At 62.2% G+C, this 19,933-nt stretch carries 17 protein-coding genes and 1 pseudogene; 8 read left to right on the forward strand and 10 right to left on the reverse strand.

The genetic code is table 11. The features are described 5' to 3' along the window. Nucleotides 1-9 precede the first annotated feature (9 nt). Nucleotides 10-1,164, forward strand: a complete 1,155-nt coding sequence (locus ABID58_RS23405; RefSeq protein ID WP_354034973.1) for an AGE family epimerase/isomerase — start codon at nt 10-12, stop codon at nt 1,162-1,164. On the opposite strand, the gene ABID58_RS23410 is transcribed toward ABID58_RS23405, so the two are convergent. The 6 genes from ABID58_RS23410 to ABID58_RS23435 form a co-directional block, all read right to left on the reverse strand. Then, nucleotides 1,161-2,000, reverse strand: coding sequence for an ABC transporter ATP-binding protein (locus tag ABID58_RS23410; RefSeq protein WP_354034975.1), 840 nt, complete (start codon nt 1,998-2,000; stop codon nt 1,161-1,163). The genes ABID58_RS23405 and ABID58_RS23410 overlap by 4 nt on opposite strands. Before the next feature lie 183 nt (nt 2,001-2,183). Then, nucleotides 2,184-3,467, reverse strand: a complete 1,284-nt coding sequence (locus tag ABID58_RS23415) for an ABC transporter substrate-binding protein (RefSeq protein ID WP_354034977.1) — start codon at nt 3,465-3,467, stop codon at nt 2,184-2,186. A gap of 43 nt (nt 3,468-3,510) precedes the next feature. Beyond that, nucleotides 3,511-4,584 carry a branched-chain amino acid ABC transporter permease gene (locus ABID58_RS23420; RefSeq protein WP_354034979.1) on the reverse strand — a complete coding sequence of 358 codons (1,074 nt, stop codon included), beginning with the start codon at nt 4,582-4,584 and terminating at the stop codon, nt 3,511-3,513. A gap of 3 nt (nt 4,585-4,587) precedes the next feature. Then, on the reverse strand, nt 4,588-5,481 hold the full coding sequence (locus ABID58_RS23425; protein WP_354034980.1) for a branched-chain amino acid ABC transporter permease: 894 nt from the start codon (nt 5,479-5,481) through the stop codon (nt 4,588-4,590). Nucleotides 5,482-5,557: 76 nt separating this feature from the next. Then, nucleotides 5,558-7,489: a long-chain fatty acid--CoA ligase gene (locus tag ABID58_RS23430; protein ID WP_354034982.1), complete on the reverse strand. Its 1,932-nt coding sequence runs from the start codon at nt 7,487-7,489 to the stop codon at nt 5,558-5,560. Continuing rightward, nucleotides 7,486-8,307 (reverse strand): ABC transporter ATP-binding protein, encoded by an 822-nt coding sequence (locus tag ABID58_RS23435; protein WP_354034983.1) that lies wholly within the window; start codon nt 8,305-8,307, stop codon nt 7,486-7,488. The genes ABID58_RS23430 and ABID58_RS23435 overlap by 4 nt, the downstream gene beginning before the upstream one ends. Nucleotides 8,308-8,645: 338 nt before the next feature. On the opposite strand from ABID58_RS23435, the gene ABID58_RS23440 reads away from it, so the two are divergent. Continuing rightward, a complete protein-coding gene (locus ABID58_RS23440; RefSeq protein ID WP_354034984.1) occupies nt 8,646-9,320 on the forward strand; it encodes a Crp/Fnr family transcriptional regulator in 675 nt (224 codons plus the stop codon). Here the strand turns inward: ABID58_RS23440 and ABID58_RS23445 are convergent. Beyond that, nucleotides 9,317-10,573 carry an MFS transporter gene (locus ABID58_RS23445; protein ID WP_354034986.1) on the reverse strand — a complete coding sequence of 419 codons (1,257 nt, stop codon included), beginning with the start codon at nt 10,571-10,573 and terminating at the stop codon, nt 9,317-9,319. The genes ABID58_RS23440 and ABID58_RS23445 overlap by 4 nt on opposite strands. 122 nt (nt 10,574-10,695) lie before the next feature. Next, nucleotides 10,696-11,538, reverse strand: coding sequence for a uroporphyrinogen-III synthase (locus tag ABID58_RS23450; RefSeq protein ID WP_354034988.1), 843 nt, complete (start codon nt 11,536-11,538; stop codon nt 10,696-10,698). A 160-nt stretch (nt 11,539-11,698) separates the two neighbouring features. On the opposite strand from ABID58_RS23450, the gene purU reads away from it, so the two are divergent. Further along, nucleotides 11,699-12,562 carry a formyltetrahydrofolate deformylase gene (gene purU, locus ABID58_RS23455; RefSeq protein WP_354034990.1) on the forward strand — a complete coding sequence of 288 codons (864 nt, stop codon included), beginning with the start codon at nt 11,699-11,701 and terminating at the stop codon, nt 12,560-12,562. A gap of 44 nt (nt 12,563-12,606) precedes the next feature. Here purU and ABID58_RS23460 read toward each other — a convergent pair whose 3' ends face one another. Together ABID58_RS23460 and ABID58_RS23465 are read right to left on the reverse strand one after the other, a co-directional pair. Beyond that, nucleotides 12,607-13,446 carry a hypothetical protein gene (locus ABID58_RS23460; protein ID WP_354034992.1) on the reverse strand — a complete coding sequence of 280 codons (840 nt, stop codon included), beginning with the start codon at nt 13,444-13,446 and terminating at the stop codon, nt 12,607-12,609. Nucleotides 13,447-13,655: 209 nt separating this feature from the next. Continuing rightward, complete coding sequence (locus ABID58_RS23465) at nt 13,656-15,161, reverse strand: hypothetical protein (protein WP_354034994.1); 1,506 nt, start codon at nt 15,159-15,161, stop codon at nt 13,656-13,658. A gap of 559 nt (nt 15,162-15,720) precedes the next feature. Here ABID58_RS23465 and ABID58_RS23470 point away from each other — a divergent pair. From ABID58_RS23470 to ABID58_RS23490, 5 genes and pseudogenes are all read left to right on the forward strand, one after another. Next, nucleotides 15,721-15,870: pseudogene (locus ABID58_RS23470) on the forward strand (dTDP-4-dehydrorhamnose 3,5-epimerase family protein); the annotation flags it as partial. A 403-nt stretch (nt 15,871-16,273) separates the two neighbouring features. Beyond that, the gene (gene rfbF, locus ABID58_RS23475; RefSeq protein WP_354034996.1) at nt 16,274-17,044 is read left to right on the forward strand and encodes a glucose-1-phosphate cytidylyltransferase; all 771 of its coding nucleotides are present in this window, start codon (nt 16,274-16,276) and stop codon (nt 17,042-17,044) included. Continuing rightward, nucleotides 17,041-18,132, forward strand: coding sequence for a CDP-glucose 4,6-dehydratase (rfbG, locus tag ABID58_RS23480; RefSeq protein ID WP_354034998.1), 1,092 nt, complete (start codon nt 17,041-17,043; stop codon nt 18,130-18,132). The genes rfbF and rfbG overlap by 4 nt, the downstream gene beginning before the upstream one ends. Next, a complete protein-coding gene (locus tag ABID58_RS23485; protein ID WP_354035000.1) occupies nt 18,129-18,689 on the forward strand; it encodes a dTDP-4-dehydrorhamnose 3,5-epimerase family protein in 561 nt (186 codons plus the stop codon). The genes rfbG and ABID58_RS23485 overlap by 4 nt, the downstream gene beginning before the upstream one ends. Then, nucleotides 18,686-19,915, forward strand: coding sequence for a methyltransferase domain-containing protein (locus ABID58_RS23490; protein ID WP_354035002.1), 1,230 nt, complete (start codon nt 18,686-18,688; stop codon nt 19,913-19,915). Before ABID58_RS23485 ends, ABID58_RS23490 begins: the two co-directional genes overlap by 4 nt. Nucleotides 19,916-19,933: the final 18 nt, after the last annotated feature.

Raw genomic sequence — 19,933 nt, forward strand, 5'->3', positions numbered from 1 at the left:
GAGAACGCAATGGCGGACGAGAGCATCATTCCGGCGGAAGAGGCGGCCGACGTCGTCGCGCGCCTGAAGCGCCGCATGATCGAGGACGCGATCCCGCTGTGGTCGACCGTCGGCTGGGACCGCCAAGCGGGCGGTTTCATCGACCGGCTGCATCGCGACGGCACGGCGGATGCCTCGGCGCCTCGCCGGGTGTTCGTGCAGGCCCGCCAGATCTGGTGCTACGCCAAGGCGGCGCAGATGGGGTGGTACCCCGAAGGACGCGCCATCGCGCTGAAGGGGCTGGAGCATCTGCTCAGCAAAGCGAAGGCGCCCGACGGCCGGCCTGGCTATGTGCATCGGCTGGCGCCGGACGGTTCTGTGCTGGACGCGCGGCGCGATGCCTACGACCACGCCTTCATCCTGTTTGCGCTGGCGGCCGTTTATGCGCTCGACAACGACGCGCAAATTCGCGCCGAGATCGACGCGCTGCTCGCCTTCCTCGACGGCCATCTGCGCTCGCCGCATGGCGGTGTGCACGAGAGCCTGCCGGTGTCGCTGCCGCGCCGGCAGAACCCGCATATGCATCTGTTCGAGGCGATGATCGCGTGCTTCGACGCGACCCACGATCTGTCGTTCCAGAATCGCGCCGGTGAATTCTTCGCGCTGTTCCTCGCCAATCTCTACGACAAGCGGAAGTGTGCGCTCGGCGAATATTTCGAGGAGGACTGGTCGAAGATCGAACCGGTCAGCGTCGAGCCGGGCCACCAGGCGGAATGGGTCTGGCTGCTGAAGGGGTTTGAGCGCATCACGGGCTGCCCGACCGGACAGCGGCGCGCAGAGCTGCTGGCGACCGCGCTGCGCTATCGCGACACGGCCACCGGCTGCCTCGTCGACGAGGGCGACGATACCGGCAACATCCGTCGCTCGACGCGCCGGCTGTGGCCGCAGACCGAGATCGCGAAAGCGTGGATTGCGCAGGCCGAGTCCGGCGAGGCGGGCGCGGCGGATGAGGCGCGCGCGGCGTTGGTGCGGCTCGAACGGCATTACCTCAGCCATCCCGTGCGGGGCGGCTGGTACGACCAGTTCGACAGCGACGGCAAATCGCTGGTCGACACCATTCCTGCGTCGTCGTTCTATCATGTTCTCTGCGCAGTCACCGAAGCGGAACAGGTGCTGGAAAGTTAAAGCCAGCGCTTGCGGCGCTTGAAGCTTTTGAGGTTTTTAAAACTCTTGCGCTGGTCGCCGGCGCCGCCGAGATAGAATTCCTTGACGTCCTCGTTGTCCCGCAGCTCGTCGGCGGTGCCGTCGAGCACGACCTTGCCCTGCTCCATGATGTAACCGTGGCTTGCCACCGACAGCGCGGCGCGCGCGTTCTGCTCGACCAGCAGGATGGTGACGCCGAGGTCGCGGTTGATCTTCTGGATGATCGAAAACACCTCTTTCACCAGCAGCGGCGACAGGCCCATCGAAGGCTCGTCCATCAAAATCATCTTCGGGCCCGCCATCAGCGCGCGGCCGATCGCGAGCATCTGCTGCTCGCCGCCGGAGAGATAGCCGGCCAGTCCGGTGCGCTCCTTCAGACGCGGGAAATAATTGAAGACCATGTCGAGGTCGGCATCGACCCCGCGATCCCTGCGGGTGAAGGCGCCGAGCTTGAGGTTCTCCAGCGACGTCATGTCGGAGACGATGCGGCGACCTTCCATCACCTGGAAGATGCCGCGGCGGGCGATCTTGTCGGGATCGATGCCGTTGATCCGCTCGCCCCCGAACAGGATCTCGCCGCGCGTGACCTCGCCGTCCTCGGTCTTGAGCAGCCCCGAGATCGCTTTCAGCGTCGTCGACTTGCCGGCACCGTTGGCCCCCAGCAGCGCGACGATCGCGCCCTTGGGCACATCGAGGCTGAGGCCACGCAGCACCAGGATGACGTCGTCATAGACGACCTCGATGTTGCGCACGGCAAGAAGGGGCGGCGCGGGCACTATGCTGGGCGAGGGACGCTCAGTGTGAGCCACTTCACTCATGGACAGTTACTCTCTCGATGTCGTCACCCCGCCTTGTGCGCAATTGCACACTGGGGCGAGTGACCCAGTATTCCAGAGACGCCGGAGTTTCACCGAGAAGCTGCGGCGTACTGGGTCCCCCGCTCCAGTGCGCGTTGCGCACAAGGCGGGGGATGACAGTTGCGGTTGGGGAAACGGCGAGGCTCACCAGCCCAGCAGTTCCGGCTTGCGCGGCAGCTCGACTGTCTTGACCTTCTCGAGCTTGATCGTGCCCTTGGCCATGAGGTCGTTGAGATCGCCGTCGGTCGCGCCCGAGATCTTGGTGCGATAGAGCTCGACCTTCAGGGTGCCGCGATGATCCTTGTCGGTCCAGGTCGAGGGCGCGCAGACGCCATCCATGCCGGCCGGCACCCAATCCTTTTTCTGGTAGAAGCCTTTGGCGACGTTCTCGCCGGTTGCGCCGCCGTTCTTGGCGGCCCAGTCGAGCGCCTCCTTCATGTAGAGCGCCGAGCAGACGGCGGCGATGTAGTGCACGGGGCGATAAACCTTGCCGGTGGGGTCGGACATCTTGGAGATCTCCATCACCGTCTTCATGCCGGGCGCATCGCCACCCCAGCTCACCGAAGTGCGCAGCGGGAAGATCACGCCATTGGCGGCGTCGCCCGCGGTCTTGGCAGCGTTCTCGTCCATGCCCCAGACATTGCCGAGGAACTGCACCTCGGCGCCGGCGGTCTTGCAGGCCTTCATCACCGAGATGTTGGAGGCCGCGGTGTTGCCGAGATAGGCGTAGTTGGCGCCCGAGGATTTGAGGCTCAGGCACTGCGCGCTGTAGTCACCCGGCGCAAGCGCGAACACCAGCGGGGGGAGCACCTCGAAGCCGAGCTCCTGCGCCATGGCTTCGCCGGCGGCCTTCGGCGCGTTCGGGTAGGGATGGTTGGCGCCCATATGCACGAATTTCGGCTTGCCGGGCTTGCCCTTGGCCTTCCAGTCCTCGGCCGCCCAGATCAGCATCGCGCGCAGCGAGTCCGAATAGCTCGGGCCGTAGAAGAAATTGTAGGGCGCGGGCTTGGCCTTGCCGCTGGTGCCTTCGGGATCCGTCAGGGCCGCGGCATAGGAGCCGGAGAGGTCGGGGATCTTGTCCTGGGCGAGGAAGCCGGTGAGTGCCTCGGTATCCGCCGTACCCCAGCCCATGATTGCCGCCACCTTGCTGTCCGGTGCCGACCACTTCTTGTACAGCGCGATCGCCTTCGGCACCTGGTAGCTATAGTCGTTGGTGTCGACGCTGACCTGCTTGCCGCCGATGCCGCCATTCTTGTTGACCCAGGCGAAGGTGTCGGCGACGGCCTGGCCATAGGGCGTGCCGACGTCGGAGGTGCCGCCGGAATAATCGGCGAGATGCCCGATCGCGATCTGCGCCTGCGCGCTGGCCGAGTAGGCTGCGATCGCAAGCACGAGCGACGCGGTGCTCAAAAGGGACTTCATTGTCATGGGTCGGTTCCTCCGGTTTATTGTTTAAGTGCAGTTTCCGCGCTCAATGCGAGAACGGGTAGAGTTTCCAGTACGCCTTGATCTGCCGCCAGCGATGCGCGAGGCCGTCCGGCTCGAACATCAGGAATGCGATGATGATCACCCCGATCGCGATCTCGCGCAGGAAGGTGATGTTGTTGTTGAGCGAGAGCGCCTTGTCGATCGCGCCGCCCTTCAAGGAGAGGCTGATGAACTCCATCGTCTCCGGCAGCAGCACCACGAAGGCGGTGCCCATCAGCGTGCCCATGATCGAGCCGGTGCCGCCGATGATGATCATGGCGAGGAACAGGATCGAGCGCTCGATGCCAAAGCCTTCCTGCGAGACCACCAGCTGGTAATGCGCATAGAGCGCGCCGGCGATGCCGGCGAAGAAGGCGGCGAGCCCGAACGACAGCGTGCGATATTTGGTGAGGTTGATGCCCATGATCTCGGCGGACAGATAATGGTCGCGGATCGCCACCAGCGCGCGGCCGTCGCGCGTGCGCATCAGATTGGTGACGAGGACGTAGCTCGCGATCACATAGGCCAGCACGACATAGAAATACTGCCGGTCGCCGCGCAGCGTATAGCCGAAGATCGAGAACGGCTCGGCGCTGGCCGGCACCGAGCCGCCGGTGAACCACTCCGCGCGCGAGAAGAAATCGAGCAGAATGTACTGCGCGGCCAGCGTCGCGATGACGAGGTAAAGACCCTTCAGCCGCGCCGCCGGAATGCCGAAGATCAGCCCGACGAGCGCGGTGACGACACCCGCGAGCGGAATCGCGAAGAATACCGGGATCGGCGCGTTGTTGGAGATGTAGGCCGAGCTGAAGGCGCCGAGCAGGAAGAAGGCGGCGTGCCCGATCGAGATCTGGCCGGTGAAGCCGACCAGGATGTTCAGCCCCAGCGCCGCAATCGAGAAGATGCCGATCTGAATGAGAATACTGAGCCAGTAGCCGCCGAGGAACTGCGGCACGAGGCAGAGCAGCAACACGCCGAGAATCGCAAAGTTGCGGCTGGTCGTGGTCGGGAAGATCGTGGTGTCGGCCGCGTAGGAGGTGCGGAAGTCACCAGCAGGGATGAGGGCAGGGCCGGCCATGGATCAGATCCGCTCGATGTCATGGGTGCCGAACAGGCCATAAGGCTTGATCATCAGCACGATGATGAGGACGTAGAACGGCGCGATCTCGTAGAGATTGCCCCAATGCAGGTACTCGCTGTCGACATATTGCGCGATGTTTTCCAGGAGCCCGATGATGATGCCGCCGAGCACCGCGCCGCCGACGGAATCGAGCCCGCCGAGGATTGCCGCCGGGAACACCTTGATGCCGTAGCCGGCAAGACCCGAGGACACGCCGTTCACCACGGCGACGACGACGCCGGCGACCGCGGAGACGGTGGCCGAGATCGCCCAGGCCATCGCAAACACGCTCTTCACGGAAATGCCGAGCGACTGTGCCACCTGCTGGTTGAAGGCGGTGGCGCGCATCGCAAGGCCGTACTTCGAGGCGCGGAAGAACCAGGCCATGCCGATCATCATCGCCACCGACACGACCAGGCTCATGACATAGACGGTCTGGATCTGGAGGCCGAACAGGCCGACCGACTGGCTCTCGAACACGCGCGGGAATGGCTGCGGGTTGACGCCGAACATCCATTTCAGCGTCGCCTGCAGCACGGTGGAGAGGCCGATCGTCACCATGATCACCGAAATGATGGGCTCGCCAATCATCGGCCGCAGGATCAGGACCTGGATCGCGATGCCGAACACGAACATGAACACCAGCGTCATCGGCATGCCGACCCAGAACGGCACCTGGTATTTCGCGAGCAGGGTCCAGCACACCCAGGCGCCGACCAGCAGCAATTCACCTTGCGCGAAATTGACGACCTGCGTCGCCTTGTAGATCAGCACGAACGACATCGCGACCACGCCATAAAGCGTGCCGACCACGAGGCCGTTGACCAGGAGCTGGATGAGGAAGGCGGTGTTCATGTAATGCTATCCTTCGCCTCTCCCGGCTTGGGTAGGAAGGGGCGGATCGATTGCTGGCCCTGGATTGGAAGCAAGTTCACTCTGCAGCCTCCGCCATGGGACCGTGCCCGCCGAGATCCACGACCCGCAATGTCGTTCGCACGCGCTGCGTGGTACCGTCCTGGAAGCGGATCACGGTGTCGACGGGGATGTCGGCGGTGCCGCGGTAGATAGCGTCGATGATGCCTTCATATTTCTCGTTGATGACGCTGCGGCGCACTTTTCGGGTGCGGGTGAGCTCGCCATCGTCGGCGTCGAGCTCCTTGTAGAGTAGAAGGAAGCGGGAGATGCGCTGCGCCGGCGGCAGCGTCGCGTTGACGGTTTCGACCTCCTTCTGCAGCAGCGCATAGACTTCGGGGCGCGAGGCGAGGTCGCTGTAGGTCGTGAACGAGAGCCGGTTCTTCTCCGCCCATTTCGAGATGATGGAGTAGCGGATGCAGATCATCACCGCGAGCGCGTCGCGCCCTGCGCCTAACACCACCGCCTCTGCGATGTAAGGCGAGAACTTCAGCTTGTTCTCGATGAACTGCGGCGAGAAGCGTTCGCCGCGCGATGTCTCGGCGAGATCCTTGATGCGGTCGATGACGACAAGCTGGCGGTTCGCGTTGAAATAGCCGGCATCGCCCGACAGCATCCAGCCGTCGCGGATATCGGCGACGCTCGCCTCCGGGTTCTTGTAATAGCCGAGAAACATGTTGGGGTGCCGCACCACGATCTCGCCGACGCCATGGACGTCGGCATTGTCGATGCGGATCTCGACGCTGTCCGCCATCGGCACGCCCGTCGTGTCGGGGTCGACCTTGCCCGCGGGATGCAGCGTGTAGGCCCCCAGCAGCTCGGTCTGGCCATAGAGCGTGCGCAGCGGCACGCCCATGGCCTGGAAGAACTTGAAGGTATCAGGGCCGAGCGCTGCGCCGCCGGTAGCGGCCGAACGCAGCCGCGTGAAGCCGAGCCGGTCGCGCAGGGCGCGGAACAGGACGGCGTCGGCAAAGCCCGAGCGCTTGCCCTGTTCGAGTGCAGCGAGACCCGACTTCATGCCGATGTCGAACAGACGCTGCTTGAAGGGCGTCGCATCCATCACCTTGGCGCGGACGTCGGCGGCGATCGATTCCCAGACGCGCGGCGCAAACAGCACGAACGTCGGCGCGATCTCGCGCAGATCGTTCATCATCGTATCCGGCTCTTCGACGAAGTTGATCTTCATTCGGCAGAGCAGGCCTTTGCCGAGCACATAGACCTGCTCCATGATCCACGGCAACGGGAGCACCGAGACGTATTCGTCGTCCGGGCCCTTCGGGTCGAAGGCGAGATAGGTCGCGCAATGGCCGAGCACGCGGCTGGCTGCGAGCATCGCGAGCTTCGGATGCGACGTGGTACCCGACGTGGTGCAGAGGATGGCGACATCGTCGCCGTTGGTGGCGTCGACGAGCTTGTCGTAGAGCTCCGGCTCGCGGGTCGCGCGGGCACGTCCGAGCTCGGCGAATTTCTCCGCCGACATCAGCCTGGGGTCGTCATATTTCCGCATCCCGCGCGGATCGGAATAGATGATGTGCTTCAGCCGCGGCACGCGCTCGGCCAGCGTCAGCAGCTTGTCGACCTGCTCCTCGTCCTCAGCAAAGACCAGCTGGGCCTCGCCGTAATTGAGGAGATAGGAGGCCTCTTCGTCGAGAACGTCGCGATAAAGCCCGAGGCTCAATCCGCCAATCGCGTGGGTGGCTACTTCCGCCGCAACCCAGTCCGGCCGGTTGTCGCCGATGATGCCGATGACGTCGCCGCGGCCAAGGCCGAGTTCGATCAGCCCGAGCGCGAAATCGCGCACGCGGGTCTGGTAGTCGTTCCAGGTGAAGGGGCGCCAGAGGCCGAGATCTTTTTCGCGCAGCGCGATCTCGTTGCCGTGCTCTTTTGCATTGAGCCGGAGCATCTTTGGATAGGTGTCGGCCTGGGCGACGCGGCCTGCATAATCCATCATGCCGCGCTCTCCTGCGCCGGCGGCGCATCGTCGGGATCGACCAGAACCTCGTCCTCCTCGCCGAGATAAGCGCGTCTGACGTGGGGATCGGCGAGCACGGCGGCGGGATCGCCCTCGGCGATCTTGCGGCCGAAATCCAGCACCATGACGCGGTGGGAGATGTCCATCACCACGCCCATGTCGTGCTCGATCATCACCACCGTCATGCCGAACTCCTCGTTGAGGTCGACGATGTAGCGGGCCATGTCCTCCTTCTCCTCGAAGTTCATGCCGGCCATCGGCTCGTCGAGGAGGATGAGGCGCGGCTCCAGCGCCATGGCACGCGCAAGCTCGACGCGCTTGCGCAGGCCGTAGGAGAGGGTGCCGGCTGGCGCCTTCCGCACCGACTGGAGGTCGAGGAAGTCGATGATCTCCTCCACCTTGCGACGGTGCTCGAGCTCTTCCTTGCGCGCGCCGGTGAGCCAGTACAGCGATCCCGTGAGGAAATTGTTCTTCAGGAGGTGATGGCGGCCGACCATGATGTTGTCGAGCACGCTCATGTGGTGGAACAGGGCGAGGTTCTGGAAGGTGCGGCCGATGCCGAGCGTGGGACGCGCATTCGGCGTCAGGCCGGTGATGTCGCGGCCCTGGTAGAACAGCTGGCCTTCCGTCGGCTTGTAGCGGCCGGAAATACAGTTCACGATCGAGGTCTTGCCGGCCCCATTGGGGCCGATGATCGAGAACAGCTCGCCCGCATTGATGGCGAAGCTGACATCGGTCAGCGCACGAACGCCGCCGAACCGCAAGGACACGCCGCGCACTTCGAGACTGGTAGCCACCAAACAGATCCCTCCCGGTGATGGCGCATTCAGTGGCGCTCTTCGTCCGTTCCTCCCGGTTAATCCTAGTACGGTCGTGCCGGTGAGGCCATGCAGCACATGGTCCCGACCGGAGCCGCGCCACTTTCGTACCCGTTTGGGATCAAAAGCCGCATCACCCGAGGTGGCTCTCAATAGGGGAAAGCGCTATTTTGAAATGTCTCCGGCCTGACAATTCTGCGACAAAGTTTTTCGGGCGGCCGTGACCCTACACCTTTCGTCGGGTGGTGGCCGGAACGATCATGTTGCAGTGCAACAGAAGGACGGAGTGACGAAACGGTGCGACTGGCTTCGGGGTCATGATTTCAGAGGATCAACTGAAGCGCGTCGCCGCCTGGTCGCGTGAGCTCACGGCAGCGGAGATCGAGGTCGCCCGTGCCGGGATCACGGAGCGGTCCTACGGCACCGGCGAGACCGTGTTCATGCGCGGCGACAAATTCGATTATTGGGCCGGCATGGTGAGCGGCCTTGCCCGCATGGGCGGGGTTTCGCGCGACGGCAAGGAGACGAGCCTTGCCGGGCTTACGGCGGGCGCCTGGTTCGGCGAGGGCAGCGTGCTCAAGAACGAGCTGCGCCGCTACGACGTGGTCGCGCTGCGCGACAGCCGCGTTGCGTTGATGGAACGCGCTGCCTTCATGTGGTTGTTCGAGAACAGCGTCGGCTTCAACCGCTTCCTGGTGCGTCAGCTCAACGAGCGGCTCGGCCAGTTCATCGGCATGCTCGAGGTCAACCGCACGCTCGATGCGACTTCGCGCCTCGCTCGCAGCATGGCTTCGCTGTTCAACCCGATTCTCTATCCGGAATCGACCGCGCATCTGGAGATTACCCAGGAGGAGATTGGCGCGCTTTCCGGCATGTCGCGCCAGAACGCCAACCGCGCGCTGAACCGGCTGGAGAAGGAAGGGCTGCTGCGGCTCGAATATGGCGGCGTCACGATTCTCGATATCGATCGGCTGCGCGGGTATGGCGATTAGCGCGCATTGGCGGGCGCGTGCACCGGCCAGAGGTCGGCGCGCCAGCGGATGGCGATGGCCAGCATCGCGATGAATCCGGCGGCGGCGTAGAGCGACCCCGTCGCAGAATAGCCGATGATGTCGATCATGCTGCCGGCCGCGAGCAATCCGATCGGCAGGCCGTAGATGACCATCATGCGCACCCCCATCACGCGACCGCGCAGGTGCGCGCTGGCTGTCCGCATCAGGATCACGGCAGCGGAAATCATCGACATGCTCTGGGCGATGCCGGTGAGCAGGAGGCAGGCCATGGCCACCGGCATGGTTCTGATTTCGACGAACACGAGCAACATTGTGTACCACGCCAGCGTCGCGCCGATCAGGAGCCGGGCAATGCGCAGGCCGCTGACCAGACTGAGCGTGACGGAGCCGATCAGCGAGCCCAAGGCGAAGCTCGCCGAGAGATATCCGAGGCCGGTCTGGTCGGTATGAAAGATGTCGCGCGCGATGTAGGGCAACAATCCATTCGTCAGCGGAAATGCGGTGAGATTGGCCAGGAACGCAACGCAAAGCGCTGCCAGCATTGCCGGCCCGTTCCAGGAATACACGATGCCTTCCTTGAGATCGCGCAACAGCCGCGAGCCCGAATGGCTCTCGACCGCGCGATGCTCGGCGGACTTCGCCGGTCGGGTCAGGCACAGCATCAGTATCGCGGCCACAAAATAAAGGCAGGCGATCACTGCATAGACTTTACCGATGCCGAAGGTCGCGAATAGTCCGGCTCCCGTCAGTGCCCCGGCGATGCGCGCGCTGTCCTGGGTCGTGCGTGACAGGCTGATCGCCCCCACCAGCAGCTCGGCCGGCATGATGTCGGCGAGAAGCGCGCTGCGAAGGCCGAGATCCGAGGAACGGATCAGGCCCATGATCGTCACAATGATCATCACCTTGAGCGGCGCCAGATGACCGGTCAGCGCCAGCACCATGATGGTCGAGGCGAGTACCGTATAGGTGAGACGTAGCACGACAAGAAGATCGCGGTGACCCATGCGATCACCGACCATCCCGAGCACCGGAGCAATCAGCGTTCCGACATATTGCAGCGATGCGAGAACGGTGAGCAGCAGCACCGAACCTGTCTCGACCAGGATGTACCAGCCGAGCACGAGCGTCTCGATCTCGAACGCCCAGGAGGTGAGCAGGTCGGACGGCCACTGGAAGCGGTAGTTGCGGATGCGGAATGGTGCGAGCGCCGAACGCCGCGCGGTTGTACTCACAACGCGATGACTCGTGTCACGGCGATTCCTGCCCTTGTTGTTTCTTCTTGCTGTTCGGCAACCTAGCGCCGACGATCCGCGTGTCAATCACAGCTGCTGCGGGCCGCCCCTGCGCCGGGCACTTACCTCACTGCTGATCTCGGCTTCCGCTCTGCGAGCGCCGCAGCCATTGCCGAGATCAGTGGACGCATGAAATAGGCGTCGTCCGCAGGCGAGATGTCGGTTTGCAGGCCATGCGCGGCAAGCTCACCCGAGACAGCAGGTCCCACCGAGGCGATCAACGTGCGCTCGAATCCCGCGCGCAACTTCGCCTCGCTGCCATGGGCTTTGGCGGCCTCGATCAGGCGGCGGACCTGGCCGAGATTGGTCAGCGCGATGGCATCGATCCGTCCCTCCGCCATGTCGTCGATGGCGGTGACGATGTTGGCGTCCGCAGCCTTGGAATCGTAGACGTAAGGCAAAACAGTATCGACCTCGGCGCCTTGCGCGGCCAACGCGCCGGTCAGCGTGCTGTGATCCTTGTCCGGATAAAGCTGAAGCCCGAGGCGGCGTCCCCTGAGGTCGAGCTTGCCCAGCATCTCGATCACGCCCTCGGTGGTCGGCTTCTCAGTGGTCTGCTGCGCCTCAAGCCCGTTCTCGCGTAGCGCCTTGCCGGGCTTCGGGCCGCGCGTGAATTTTCGCGATTTGGCCAGCGCCGCGACAAAGGCCTGGTCGAGGCTGCGTGCGCGCGCGAGCTTCACGAGCCGCCGCAGGCCTTCACCGGTCATCAGCACGAGGTCGTCAAGCGGCTTGTCGATGGCGCGGCGGATCCAGGCCTCGACCGGGGCAGGGTCCGGTGCATCCTGGATGGTGAACATCGGGCACTGCACGACCTCGGCGCCTTGCTCGGCCAGGAGTTTTGAGAACTGCGCCTCCTCGCGGGTTTCCAGGATCAGGATGCGGGTGCCGGTCAAACGGTCGGCCATTGGGCATGCTCCAGTGAGCAAAAATCGCAATCGTCCGTTCATCTTGGCACCGTCGTCGGGATTGGCGCAAGGGCCGCGTCGGTGCTAGAGCAGGACGCAAATCGCGGGCCGTTCCGCGGCCTTTGCACAAACCGTCATCAAGAGCCATTCTTCAAGAACCATGCCCGATCATCAATATGTTCTGACCCTGTCCTGTCCGGATCGCCCCGGCATCGTCTCGGCGGTGTCGACCTTCCTGGCGAATTCCGGACAGAACATTCTCGACGCCCAGCAGTTTGACGACGTCGAGACCAAGAAATTCTTCATGCGCGTCGTGTTCACCGCGGCGGATCTTGTCGTGGAGCTGGCTGCGCTTCAGACCGGCTTTGCCGCGATCGCCGAGCGTTTCGGCATGGCGTGGCAGATGCGGGATCGCGCGGCGCATCGCAAGGTGATGCTGCTGGTGTCGAAGTCCGACCACTGCCTGGTCGACATCCTCTACCGCTGGCGCACCGGCGAATTGCCGATGACCTTGGCCGCGATCGTTTCCAACCATCCGCGCGAGGTCTATTCCGGGCTCGATTTCGGCGGCATCCCGTTCCATTACCTGCCGGTCACCAAGGAGACCAAGCGTGAGCAGGAGGCGCAGATCCTCGATCTCGTCGCCAAGACCGGGACCGATCTCGTGGTGCTCGCCCGCTACATGCAGATCCTGTCGGATGACCTGTCGGCCAAGCTCTCCGGCCGCTGCATCAATATCCATCACTCGTTCCTGCCGGGCTTCAAGGGTGCAAAGCCCTATCACCAGGCTCATGAGCGCGGTGTGAAGCTGATCGGCGCGACCGCCCATTACGTCACGCGCGATCTCGACGAAGGCCCCATCATCGACCAGGACGTCGAGCGCATCAGCCACCGCGACACGCCGGAAGATCTCGTCCGCAAGGGCCGCGACATCGAGCGCCGCGTGCTGGCGCGTGCGATCCGCTATCACCTCGACGACCGCGTCATCCTCAACGGCCGCAAGACGGTGGTGTTTGTGGATTAGACTGCGCTGCGGCGAGAGTAGGCATCGATGAGCGTTTGGCTCGACTAGCGCCCAGCCCGCCACATCCAGCGCGCTATCACGAACGTGAGCCCGAGCAGACCTGCAGCGAAGGTCGTTAGCACCGTGATGATGCCTCGTTTTGGCCAGCTCGGCTCTTCCGGCAGGTCAGGAGCGGTGAAGATCACGTCATGTGAGACACCATCGAGCGCGTTCTTGAGAGCGACGATATCGCCCGCATTCTCGTCGTTCTTCGCGATCAGATCCGCGATCGATGCCGCAAGCAATTCCTTGTGGTCGTCGGAGACGAGCCGGTCCGCATCCTTCTGCGCGCGATCAATCAATTGAGAAACCAGCTTGTGACGGGCCTCCCTTCGTATGAGCTCGGCCTCCATACCAGCCCGTTTGGTGGGTGGCGGTTTGGTCGCCTCCAACCAAGCTTCGATGAACGCCGAATTGATCTTTTGTGCGAGATGTGGGTCGGGATCCGAGTACTCCAGGCGGAATAGCGTGGCCGTTTTCTGAAAGTCGCCGGGCGCGACCACTATGCGGCGATGCGCCTCCAGCAACCTGCTGCGCGCTTCCTGGGTTCCCTGAAGCTCAGCCCTTGAGGCAATAACCCTGCTTAGCACCCGTGGCGTGCGCATCAATGCGTCGGCGCTCCGCTCTCCGGCATCGTCGACGTTCAGATAGGCGACGCTCGTGTACCACTTGGGTAGAAAGCCGGTTGATACAAATGTAATCAGCCCTACCAATAACGGAACAAGCAAAAGCAGAATGACATTTTCGCGTATGACACCGCCGAGCGCACGGAGGCTAAGAAAGCGCGTTGCCTCCTGTTCGCGGCCTCGTTCAGCGTCGTCAACGATAGCGGTTCCCGTGCTCAAATTGGACTCTCGATGTGGATCAAGTTCAACAGGGTGACGTAAGGTTGGAAGTTTCTAGGAAGTCGCCGCGCGACCAATACATACAGTCAGTCAAAATTTTGGGAAAGTATCATGTGAACCCTCGCAGTCCCGCGCCGAACAAGGCTCTGCCCGATTCCTGCCCAGCTCGCTGGCGAAGGCCAGGTTAGCCGTATTGGTGGAGAAAGCATCTATCGCGCCTTGAGTAGTTGAAAAATGGAGGGGTGCCACCTGCCGTCCTCGACGGGATCGAAGTTCTCCTGGATATACCGATAAATGAGCGGGTGGCTATTGCGAAAGCGAAGATCGTCGCGGTCGTCCACCGCCTGATCCAGAAGGAGCACGAACTTCGGACCTGCCGCTTTTATCCGCTCGATCTCCTTTTGCTCAAAGGCCGGCGGTCGCGGAAACAGCGCGTGGCTGTCCCACATCGGCGACTTGCGGTCGAGCAACGCATAAGCGGCGGGCCACAATGGCGTAACCAGGAAAGGTTCGCCCTCCGGCGCATAATCCGCCGCGGTGCTTTCAAGCTTGCTCACGAAGCCTGCGATCAGCGGCTGAAGGCTTAGGTCGTCGCCGCCGATTCGCATCACTACGCACCGTTCGATGACGAGACAATCCCATCCCGGATTCTCCGGTAGCACGACGATGGCGCTTGTAGACACAATGAGCAGCATCGTCGTTCGTTGCGCCAGCCGCGGTAGCTTTGTGAGAATCAGGAACGTGCCGACGAGGAACGGAAAAATGCCCAGAGATAGATGAAACAGCTCTGCTCGCGAGAACGCATAGTGGGCATAAGGCAGGGCAAGCATCGAAACCGCAACCAACGGCGGCGCGACCGGCTTCTTGAGCAGGGCGCTTCGGAAAAGCCAGGCGGGGGCAGCAAATCCAAACAAAAGGATGGCCATATAGTAGACCCCAGTGAGCAGGTCGGCGGCAGCTGTCAGCGGTGGCACGCCCCTGACGGGAATCGTCCACGGCCACGGAACTGGACGAGCAAGATTTGTCGAGCCCTTGTCGAGGACAAATCGGATGCTTTCCCAGTAGGCTTCTGCGAAACCCGGGGTAGCCGCGAGCATGATCAAGATCGGGGAATAACCCAGGACCACGCCGATCGCGCAGTAGACCAGGCCGGATAGAATGCCCTCAACGCTTCGCTTCATGCAGCCGATGTAGGCTGCCACCCCTAGAATACCCGCGAGACCATAGACGCCGTGATTTCGCCCAAACAGTGCGGCCACGCCCACGGTAACCCCAGCGAGAAAGAAGCGCCCGCGAGATGGCCGCTCGGCCAACAACGCCAGGGCGCCGATCAGAAAAAGCGATACTGAGGTGTCGTAAACCTTATACCAGTTGAACATCCAAGCCGTCAGAACTAATGCAGCCAACGCACGACGCATGATGCCGACCATTGTTTCCACGACTGGAAGCATCAGCAGGCCGACGAAGAGCCCAAGAAATTGAAAAACCGCGCCTGCGAGCCGGAACGCCACGATACTGTTGCTTCCAAAAAAGCTCATCAATGCGGCCGACCAATAGTATCGGCCCGGATCGTACGCCATGAAATCGCGAATGGGCACTTCACCGGCTTGGACCTGCCGAACCCCGTACCAGAGGAAGCCTTCATCGCCCATATTGAATCCGACGCGGCCCTGCCAGATGAACGAACCGGCTACCACGACTGCAGAAACAACCAAGCACAGAAGCACGTGGGGTGCCGCAGTCGACGACGTCTTCTCGCGCTTTTCGATTGCTAGTTCTCCGCCCAAACCCGGAACCTCGCCGCTTTAGCCTAGTGCACGTGGTTTAATGCCAGAATGGCAAGGTGCCATGCAACTAGAGAGATTTTTCACGAGAAGGCACTACGGGTCACCAATACTTGCTACCGACAGATTTCGCATTGATGTTCGTGGGTGCAGATGCGAAGAATCTCTATCTGGGGATGTGGAAGGAAGCGCTATGCGAGCGATTTGTCAGGCGTTGGGCCTTTTTTGAAACCTCCAATCGAGAAATGATAAGTTCCATGGGGAAGCGCGCGGAAATCGGGAAAGGCCGCGACTGTGCTCGGCTTTCTTTGTGAGCGCGTCGGGTATCGCCACTGAGATCGAAGACGAAGCTGTCGGTCGAAGTCGACACGTTGCGCGGCCCGCATTTGCAGGTGCCGCCGCACGCGCAGGGTAAGCCGGTGCGCGTCGCAAGGGGGCCCATTTTTCGACGTGGCCGTCGACATCCGGCAGGGCTCGCCCCACCCATGGACAACATGCGAGCGCGATGCTGAGTACTGGGGATTGGACTCAGATATGGGAACTGGCGGGGTTTGCCCACGGCTATTGCTCGCTTGAGCCCGATACCGAGGTGATTTACAAGGTCACCGACCGAAATGCGCCCGATTGCGATCGGGGCTAAAGTGGGATGATCCCGCCTTGGCGGTCAGTTGCTATGTCGGACCGGCAAGCGTCTGGCTTGCGGATAAGGATCGCAGGCAGCCGGCCCTGAAAGACTTGGCTCCGGCCTTTTTCTTCGAGGCGCAGGCATCGGTCGGGGTTTGAACGATGCATCGGATTCATGAGAACGCTGGACAAGCGGCAGGGATTTCGCGTGGGCTGCCTATCGGATAGGACGGATCAGTCGGGGATCTGAGCAGCTGCGGCGTGTGCTGGAGAAATCGGACTATGGGTTGTATTTGCTGTCAATCACTAGGGAAGGGCTGCCGTCGTGAGGCGCCTTGCGCTCTGCCTCGCCAGACGGGCGACGGATGCGGAAGGTTGATGTGTCGACCGGTCTGTCTCCAAACAACAGGACGTGAGTTGTGAAAGCGGTCATTCTCGCGGGCGGGCTCGGAACACGAATTTCCGAAGAGACCTCCGTCAGGCCAAAGCCCATGGTCGAGATCGGCGGCAGGCCGATCCTGTGGCACATCATGAAACTATATTCGGCGCATGGCGTGACCGACTTCGTGATCTGCTGCGGCTACAAGGGCTACGTGATCAAGGAATATTTCGCCAACTATTTTCTCCATATGTCCGATGTCACTTTCGACATGCAGCAGAATAGGATGGAGGTGCATCAACAGAAAGCCGAGCCGTGGCGTGTGACGCTGATCGATACTGGCGACGAGACCATGACGGGCGGTCGGTTGAAACGCGTCGCCGAGTATGTGAAGGGCGAAAGCGCCTTTTGCTTCACCTATGGTGATGGACTTTCCGATCTCGACATCAAGGCGTCGATCGAATTTCACGATCGCCATGGCAAGCTTGCAACCATTACCGCTGTCACCCCGCCGGGAAGGTACGGCGCCATGGAGCAGTCTGGGGATCGGGTCACGGCCTTTGTCGAAAAGCCGCGCGGCGACGGCGGCGTCATCAATGGCGGCTTCTTCGTGCTGTCGCCGTCATGTATCGATTTGATCGCAGGGGATCACGTGACCTGGGAGAGTTACCCGTTGACCGAGCTTGCAGCGCGAGGCGAGCTGATGGCGTTCCGCCACAGCGGATTCTGGCAGCCGATGGACACCCTGCGTGAAAAGAACCTACTGGAAGAGCTCTGGGCAAGCGGCAAGGCACCGTGGAAAATCTGGTGACCCATCGTTTGCCCACTCCTGACCCGGCGTTCTGGTCGGGCAAGCGCGTCCTGTTGACTGGGCACACCGGTTTCAAGGGCGCCTGGCTCTCCCTTTGGCTTAGCCGGCTGGGTGCTACGGTGTATGGTGTGTCGTTACCGCCCACCACCACGCCGAACTTGGCCAGCCTCGCTGGAATCGACCGGCTTGTCGATGGCCGCATAGCCGACATCCGCGACGTCGAGGCACTGAATCGATGCGTGCGATCTGCGTCCGCCGACATTGTTCTTCATCTTGCTGCCCAAGCGTTGGTTCGAACGAGCTACAGGGAGCCGTTGGAGACCTTCAGCACAAATGTCCAGGGCACGGCGAATGTTCTAGAAGCGGTCCGAGTGGCTGGTACGGCGCGCGTGGTGGTGGCCGTCACGACCGACAAGGTTTATCGAAACATCGAGCAGTCCTATCCCTACCGCGAGACGGATCCGCTCGGTGGCCACGATCCCTATAGCGCCAGCAAGGCCGCGGCCGAGATCGTGATTGCCAGCTATCGGGATGCTTATCTTGCCGGTGAGGGGATTGCAGTGGCGTCGGCGCGTGCGGGCAACGTCGTCGGAGGCGGGGATTGGTCGCTCGATCGTCTCATTCCCGACGCGGTTCGGGCATGGAGTAGCAACGAGGCCCTGACCATCCGGCGCCCGCAGGCTCTGCGGCCTTGGCAGCACGTGCTGGAGCCGCTTGCTGCGTATCTGGTCCTTGCCGAGCAATTGTGGGCGACCCCCCGTCTTGCCGGTGCGTACAATTTCGGTCCGCCTACCCATGAGGCTGCCAGCGTCCGCGACGTTATTCTGCTGGCGCGGCAATCCTACGGCAGCGGCGAGATCGTGTGGGGTGACGGGACGGAGGGTCCCCACGAGGCCGGCTGGCTAGCCCTCGAAGTCGCCAAGGCGCGGCACGAGCTCGGCATCGGTGCGCGCTGGTCGTTGGAGGAGGGCGTGCAGCGAACGATGGACTGGTACCGCCGTCAGCAGGACGGAGACCCGGCGCGCGACCTCTGCATGCAAGATATCGCCGATTTCGAGGCGGTGGCAGGACAGGGGCGTTCGGCATGAGCAGATTTCGGCTTCACGATACCCCCGTCTCCGGTTTGAAGATCGTCGAGCGCATCAAGCGGTCGGACGAGCGCGGTTTCATCTCCCGCATGTTCTGTTCGGAGGACTTGCGCGCGGCCGGCTGGACCAAACCGATTGCGCAGATCAACCAGACGCTGACGTCCCGACATGGTGCTGTCCGCGGTATGCATTTTCAGCTTCCCCCACATGCCGAGATGAAGCTCGTCAATTGCATTCGCGGCAAGGTGTGGGACGTAGCCGTGGATCTGCGAAGGGGTTCTCCGACCCTTCTAAAGTGGTTTGCAATCGAGCTGTCGCCCGACAACAACCTGGCTCTGATGATCCCGGAGGGGTTTGCGCATGGCTTTCAGGTGCTGGCGCCGGACAGCGAACTGCTCTACTTCCATAGCTGCGCCTATGATCCTTCCAGCGAAAGGGCTCTTCACCCCGAAGAGCCGCGCGTGCTGGTGGAGTGGCCGCAGGCGATAACCGAACTATCGGCGCGCGACGGAGGGCACCCGATGTTGCCAGAGTCATTCCAGGGAATTGTGGTGTGAGTTGCTGTAGGCACTGCTCAGCGAAGCTAAAGCTCGAGTTGATCGACCTCGGCACGTCGCCGCCGTCGAACGCGTACCTGTCGCCGGATATGCTGGCTGCGCCCGAAAATTACTTCCCGCTCCGGATCATGGTTTGCGAGACGTGCTGGCTGGTGCAGACTCTGGATTTTGCCGAGGCGGACAAGCTGTTTTCGAGCGAGTACGCCTATTTCAGCAGTTTTTCGACCACCTGGTTGCAGCACGCCGCAGCTTACGTGGATGGGATGGCCAAACGCTTCGCACTCGGCCCGAACAGCCATGTCGTGGAAGTCGCGTCCAACGACGGCTACCTGCTGCAATACGTGAAGGCCCGGGGAATTCCTTGTCTTGGAATCGAGCCCACTGCGAGTACGGCGAGCGCGGCGCGGGAAAAAGGCATCGAGACGCTAGAAGCTTTTTTTGGCGCAGGCCTCGGTGCAAGCCTTGCCGCTGAGGGTAGGCAGGCTGACCTCACGGCCGCAAATAACGTTCTTGCGCATGTGCCCGATATCAATGATTTCGTGAAGGGCTTTGTAAATCTCCTGAAGCCAGACGGGGTTGCGACATTCGAATTCCCGCATTTGTTGCGTCTGCTCGCCGAAGTGCAGTTCGACACGATCTACCACGAGCATTTCTCCTATCTCTCGTTGACGACGGTTGTGCGGGTTTTCGAAGCGAATGGTCTTTCCGTATTCGACGTCGAGGAGATTCCCACTCATGGTGGAAGCCTGCGGGTGTTTGCGCAGTGTAGGACCAGGGGAAAACGCCCCCTGACTGATCGGGTGGACGCCGTCCTAACGAGGGAACGCGAGGCCGGGTTGTCCACTTCGGAGGGGTACGAGCGGTTTCAGGTCCGGGCGGAGAAGATCAAGGACGATTTCGTTTCGTTTCTGATCGAAGCCAAGCGCCGCGGCAAGCGGGTGGTCGCTTACGGCGCGGCCGCCAAGGGAAACACTCTCTTGAACTTTGCTGGATGCCGGGGGGATCTCATTTCCTATGTGGTCGATCGCAACCCAGCGAAACAGGGGAAGTTTCTGCCGGGTAGCCGCATCCCCATTGTCAGCGAGGCGCTCCTTCATAAGGACAACCCGGACTACATCGTCATCCTGCCGTGGAATCTCAAGATGGAAGTGATGGACCAACTCAAGCGCGCCGGTGTTTCCGGTGCGCAGTTCGTGACCGCAATTCCCGCGCTTGAAATCGTGTGACCGAGGCTCCTCAATGAT

Origin of the sequence: Bradyrhizobium sp. S3.2.6 (assembly GCF_040546885.1) — a bacterium.
Taxonomy (GTDB): Bacteria; Pseudomonadota; Alphaproteobacteria; order Rhizobiales; family Xanthobacteraceae; genus Bradyrhizobium; species Bradyrhizobium cytisi.

Bases quoted from the DNA above. Each gene is read 5' to 3' on its own strand.
- ABID58_RS23405 (WP_354034973.1), top strand. From the start codon at position 10: ATGGCGGACGAGAGCATCATTCCGGCGGAAGAGGCGGCCGACGTCGTC.
- ABID58_RS23410 (WP_354034975.1), bottom strand. From the start codon at position 2,000: ATGAGTGAAGTGGCTCACACTGAGCGTCCCTCGCCCAGCATAGTGCCC.
- ABID58_RS23415 (WP_354034977.1), bottom strand. From the start codon at position 3,467: ATGACAATGAAGTCCCTTTTGAGCACCGCGTCGCTCGTGCTTGCGATC.
- ABID58_RS23420 (WP_354034979.1), bottom strand. From the start codon at position 4,584: ATGGCCGGCCCTGCCCTCATCCCTGCTGGTGACTTCCGCACCTCCTAC.
- ABID58_RS23425 (WP_354034980.1), bottom strand. From the start codon at position 5,481: ATGAACACCGCCTTCCTCATCCAGCTCCTGGTCAACGGCCTCGTGGTC.
- ABID58_RS23430 (WP_354034982.1), bottom strand. From the start codon at position 7,489: ATGATGGATTATGCAGGCCGCGTCGCCCAGGCCGACACCTATCCAAAG.
- ABID58_RS23440 (WP_354034984.1), top strand. From the start codon at position 8,646: ATGATTTCAGAGGATCAACTGAAGCGCGTCGCCGCCTGGTCGCGTGAG.
- ABID58_RS23450 (WP_354034988.1), bottom strand. From the start codon at position 11,538: ATGGCCGACCGTTTGACCGGCACCCGCATCCTGATCCTGGAAACCCGC.
- purU (WP_354034990.1), top strand. From the start codon at position 11,699: ATGCCCGATCATCAATATGTTCTGACCCTGTCCTGTCCGGATCGCCCC.
- ABID58_RS23485 (WP_354035000.1), top strand. From the start codon at position 18,129: ATGAGCAGATTTCGGCTTCACGATACCCCCGTCTCCGGTTTGAAGATC.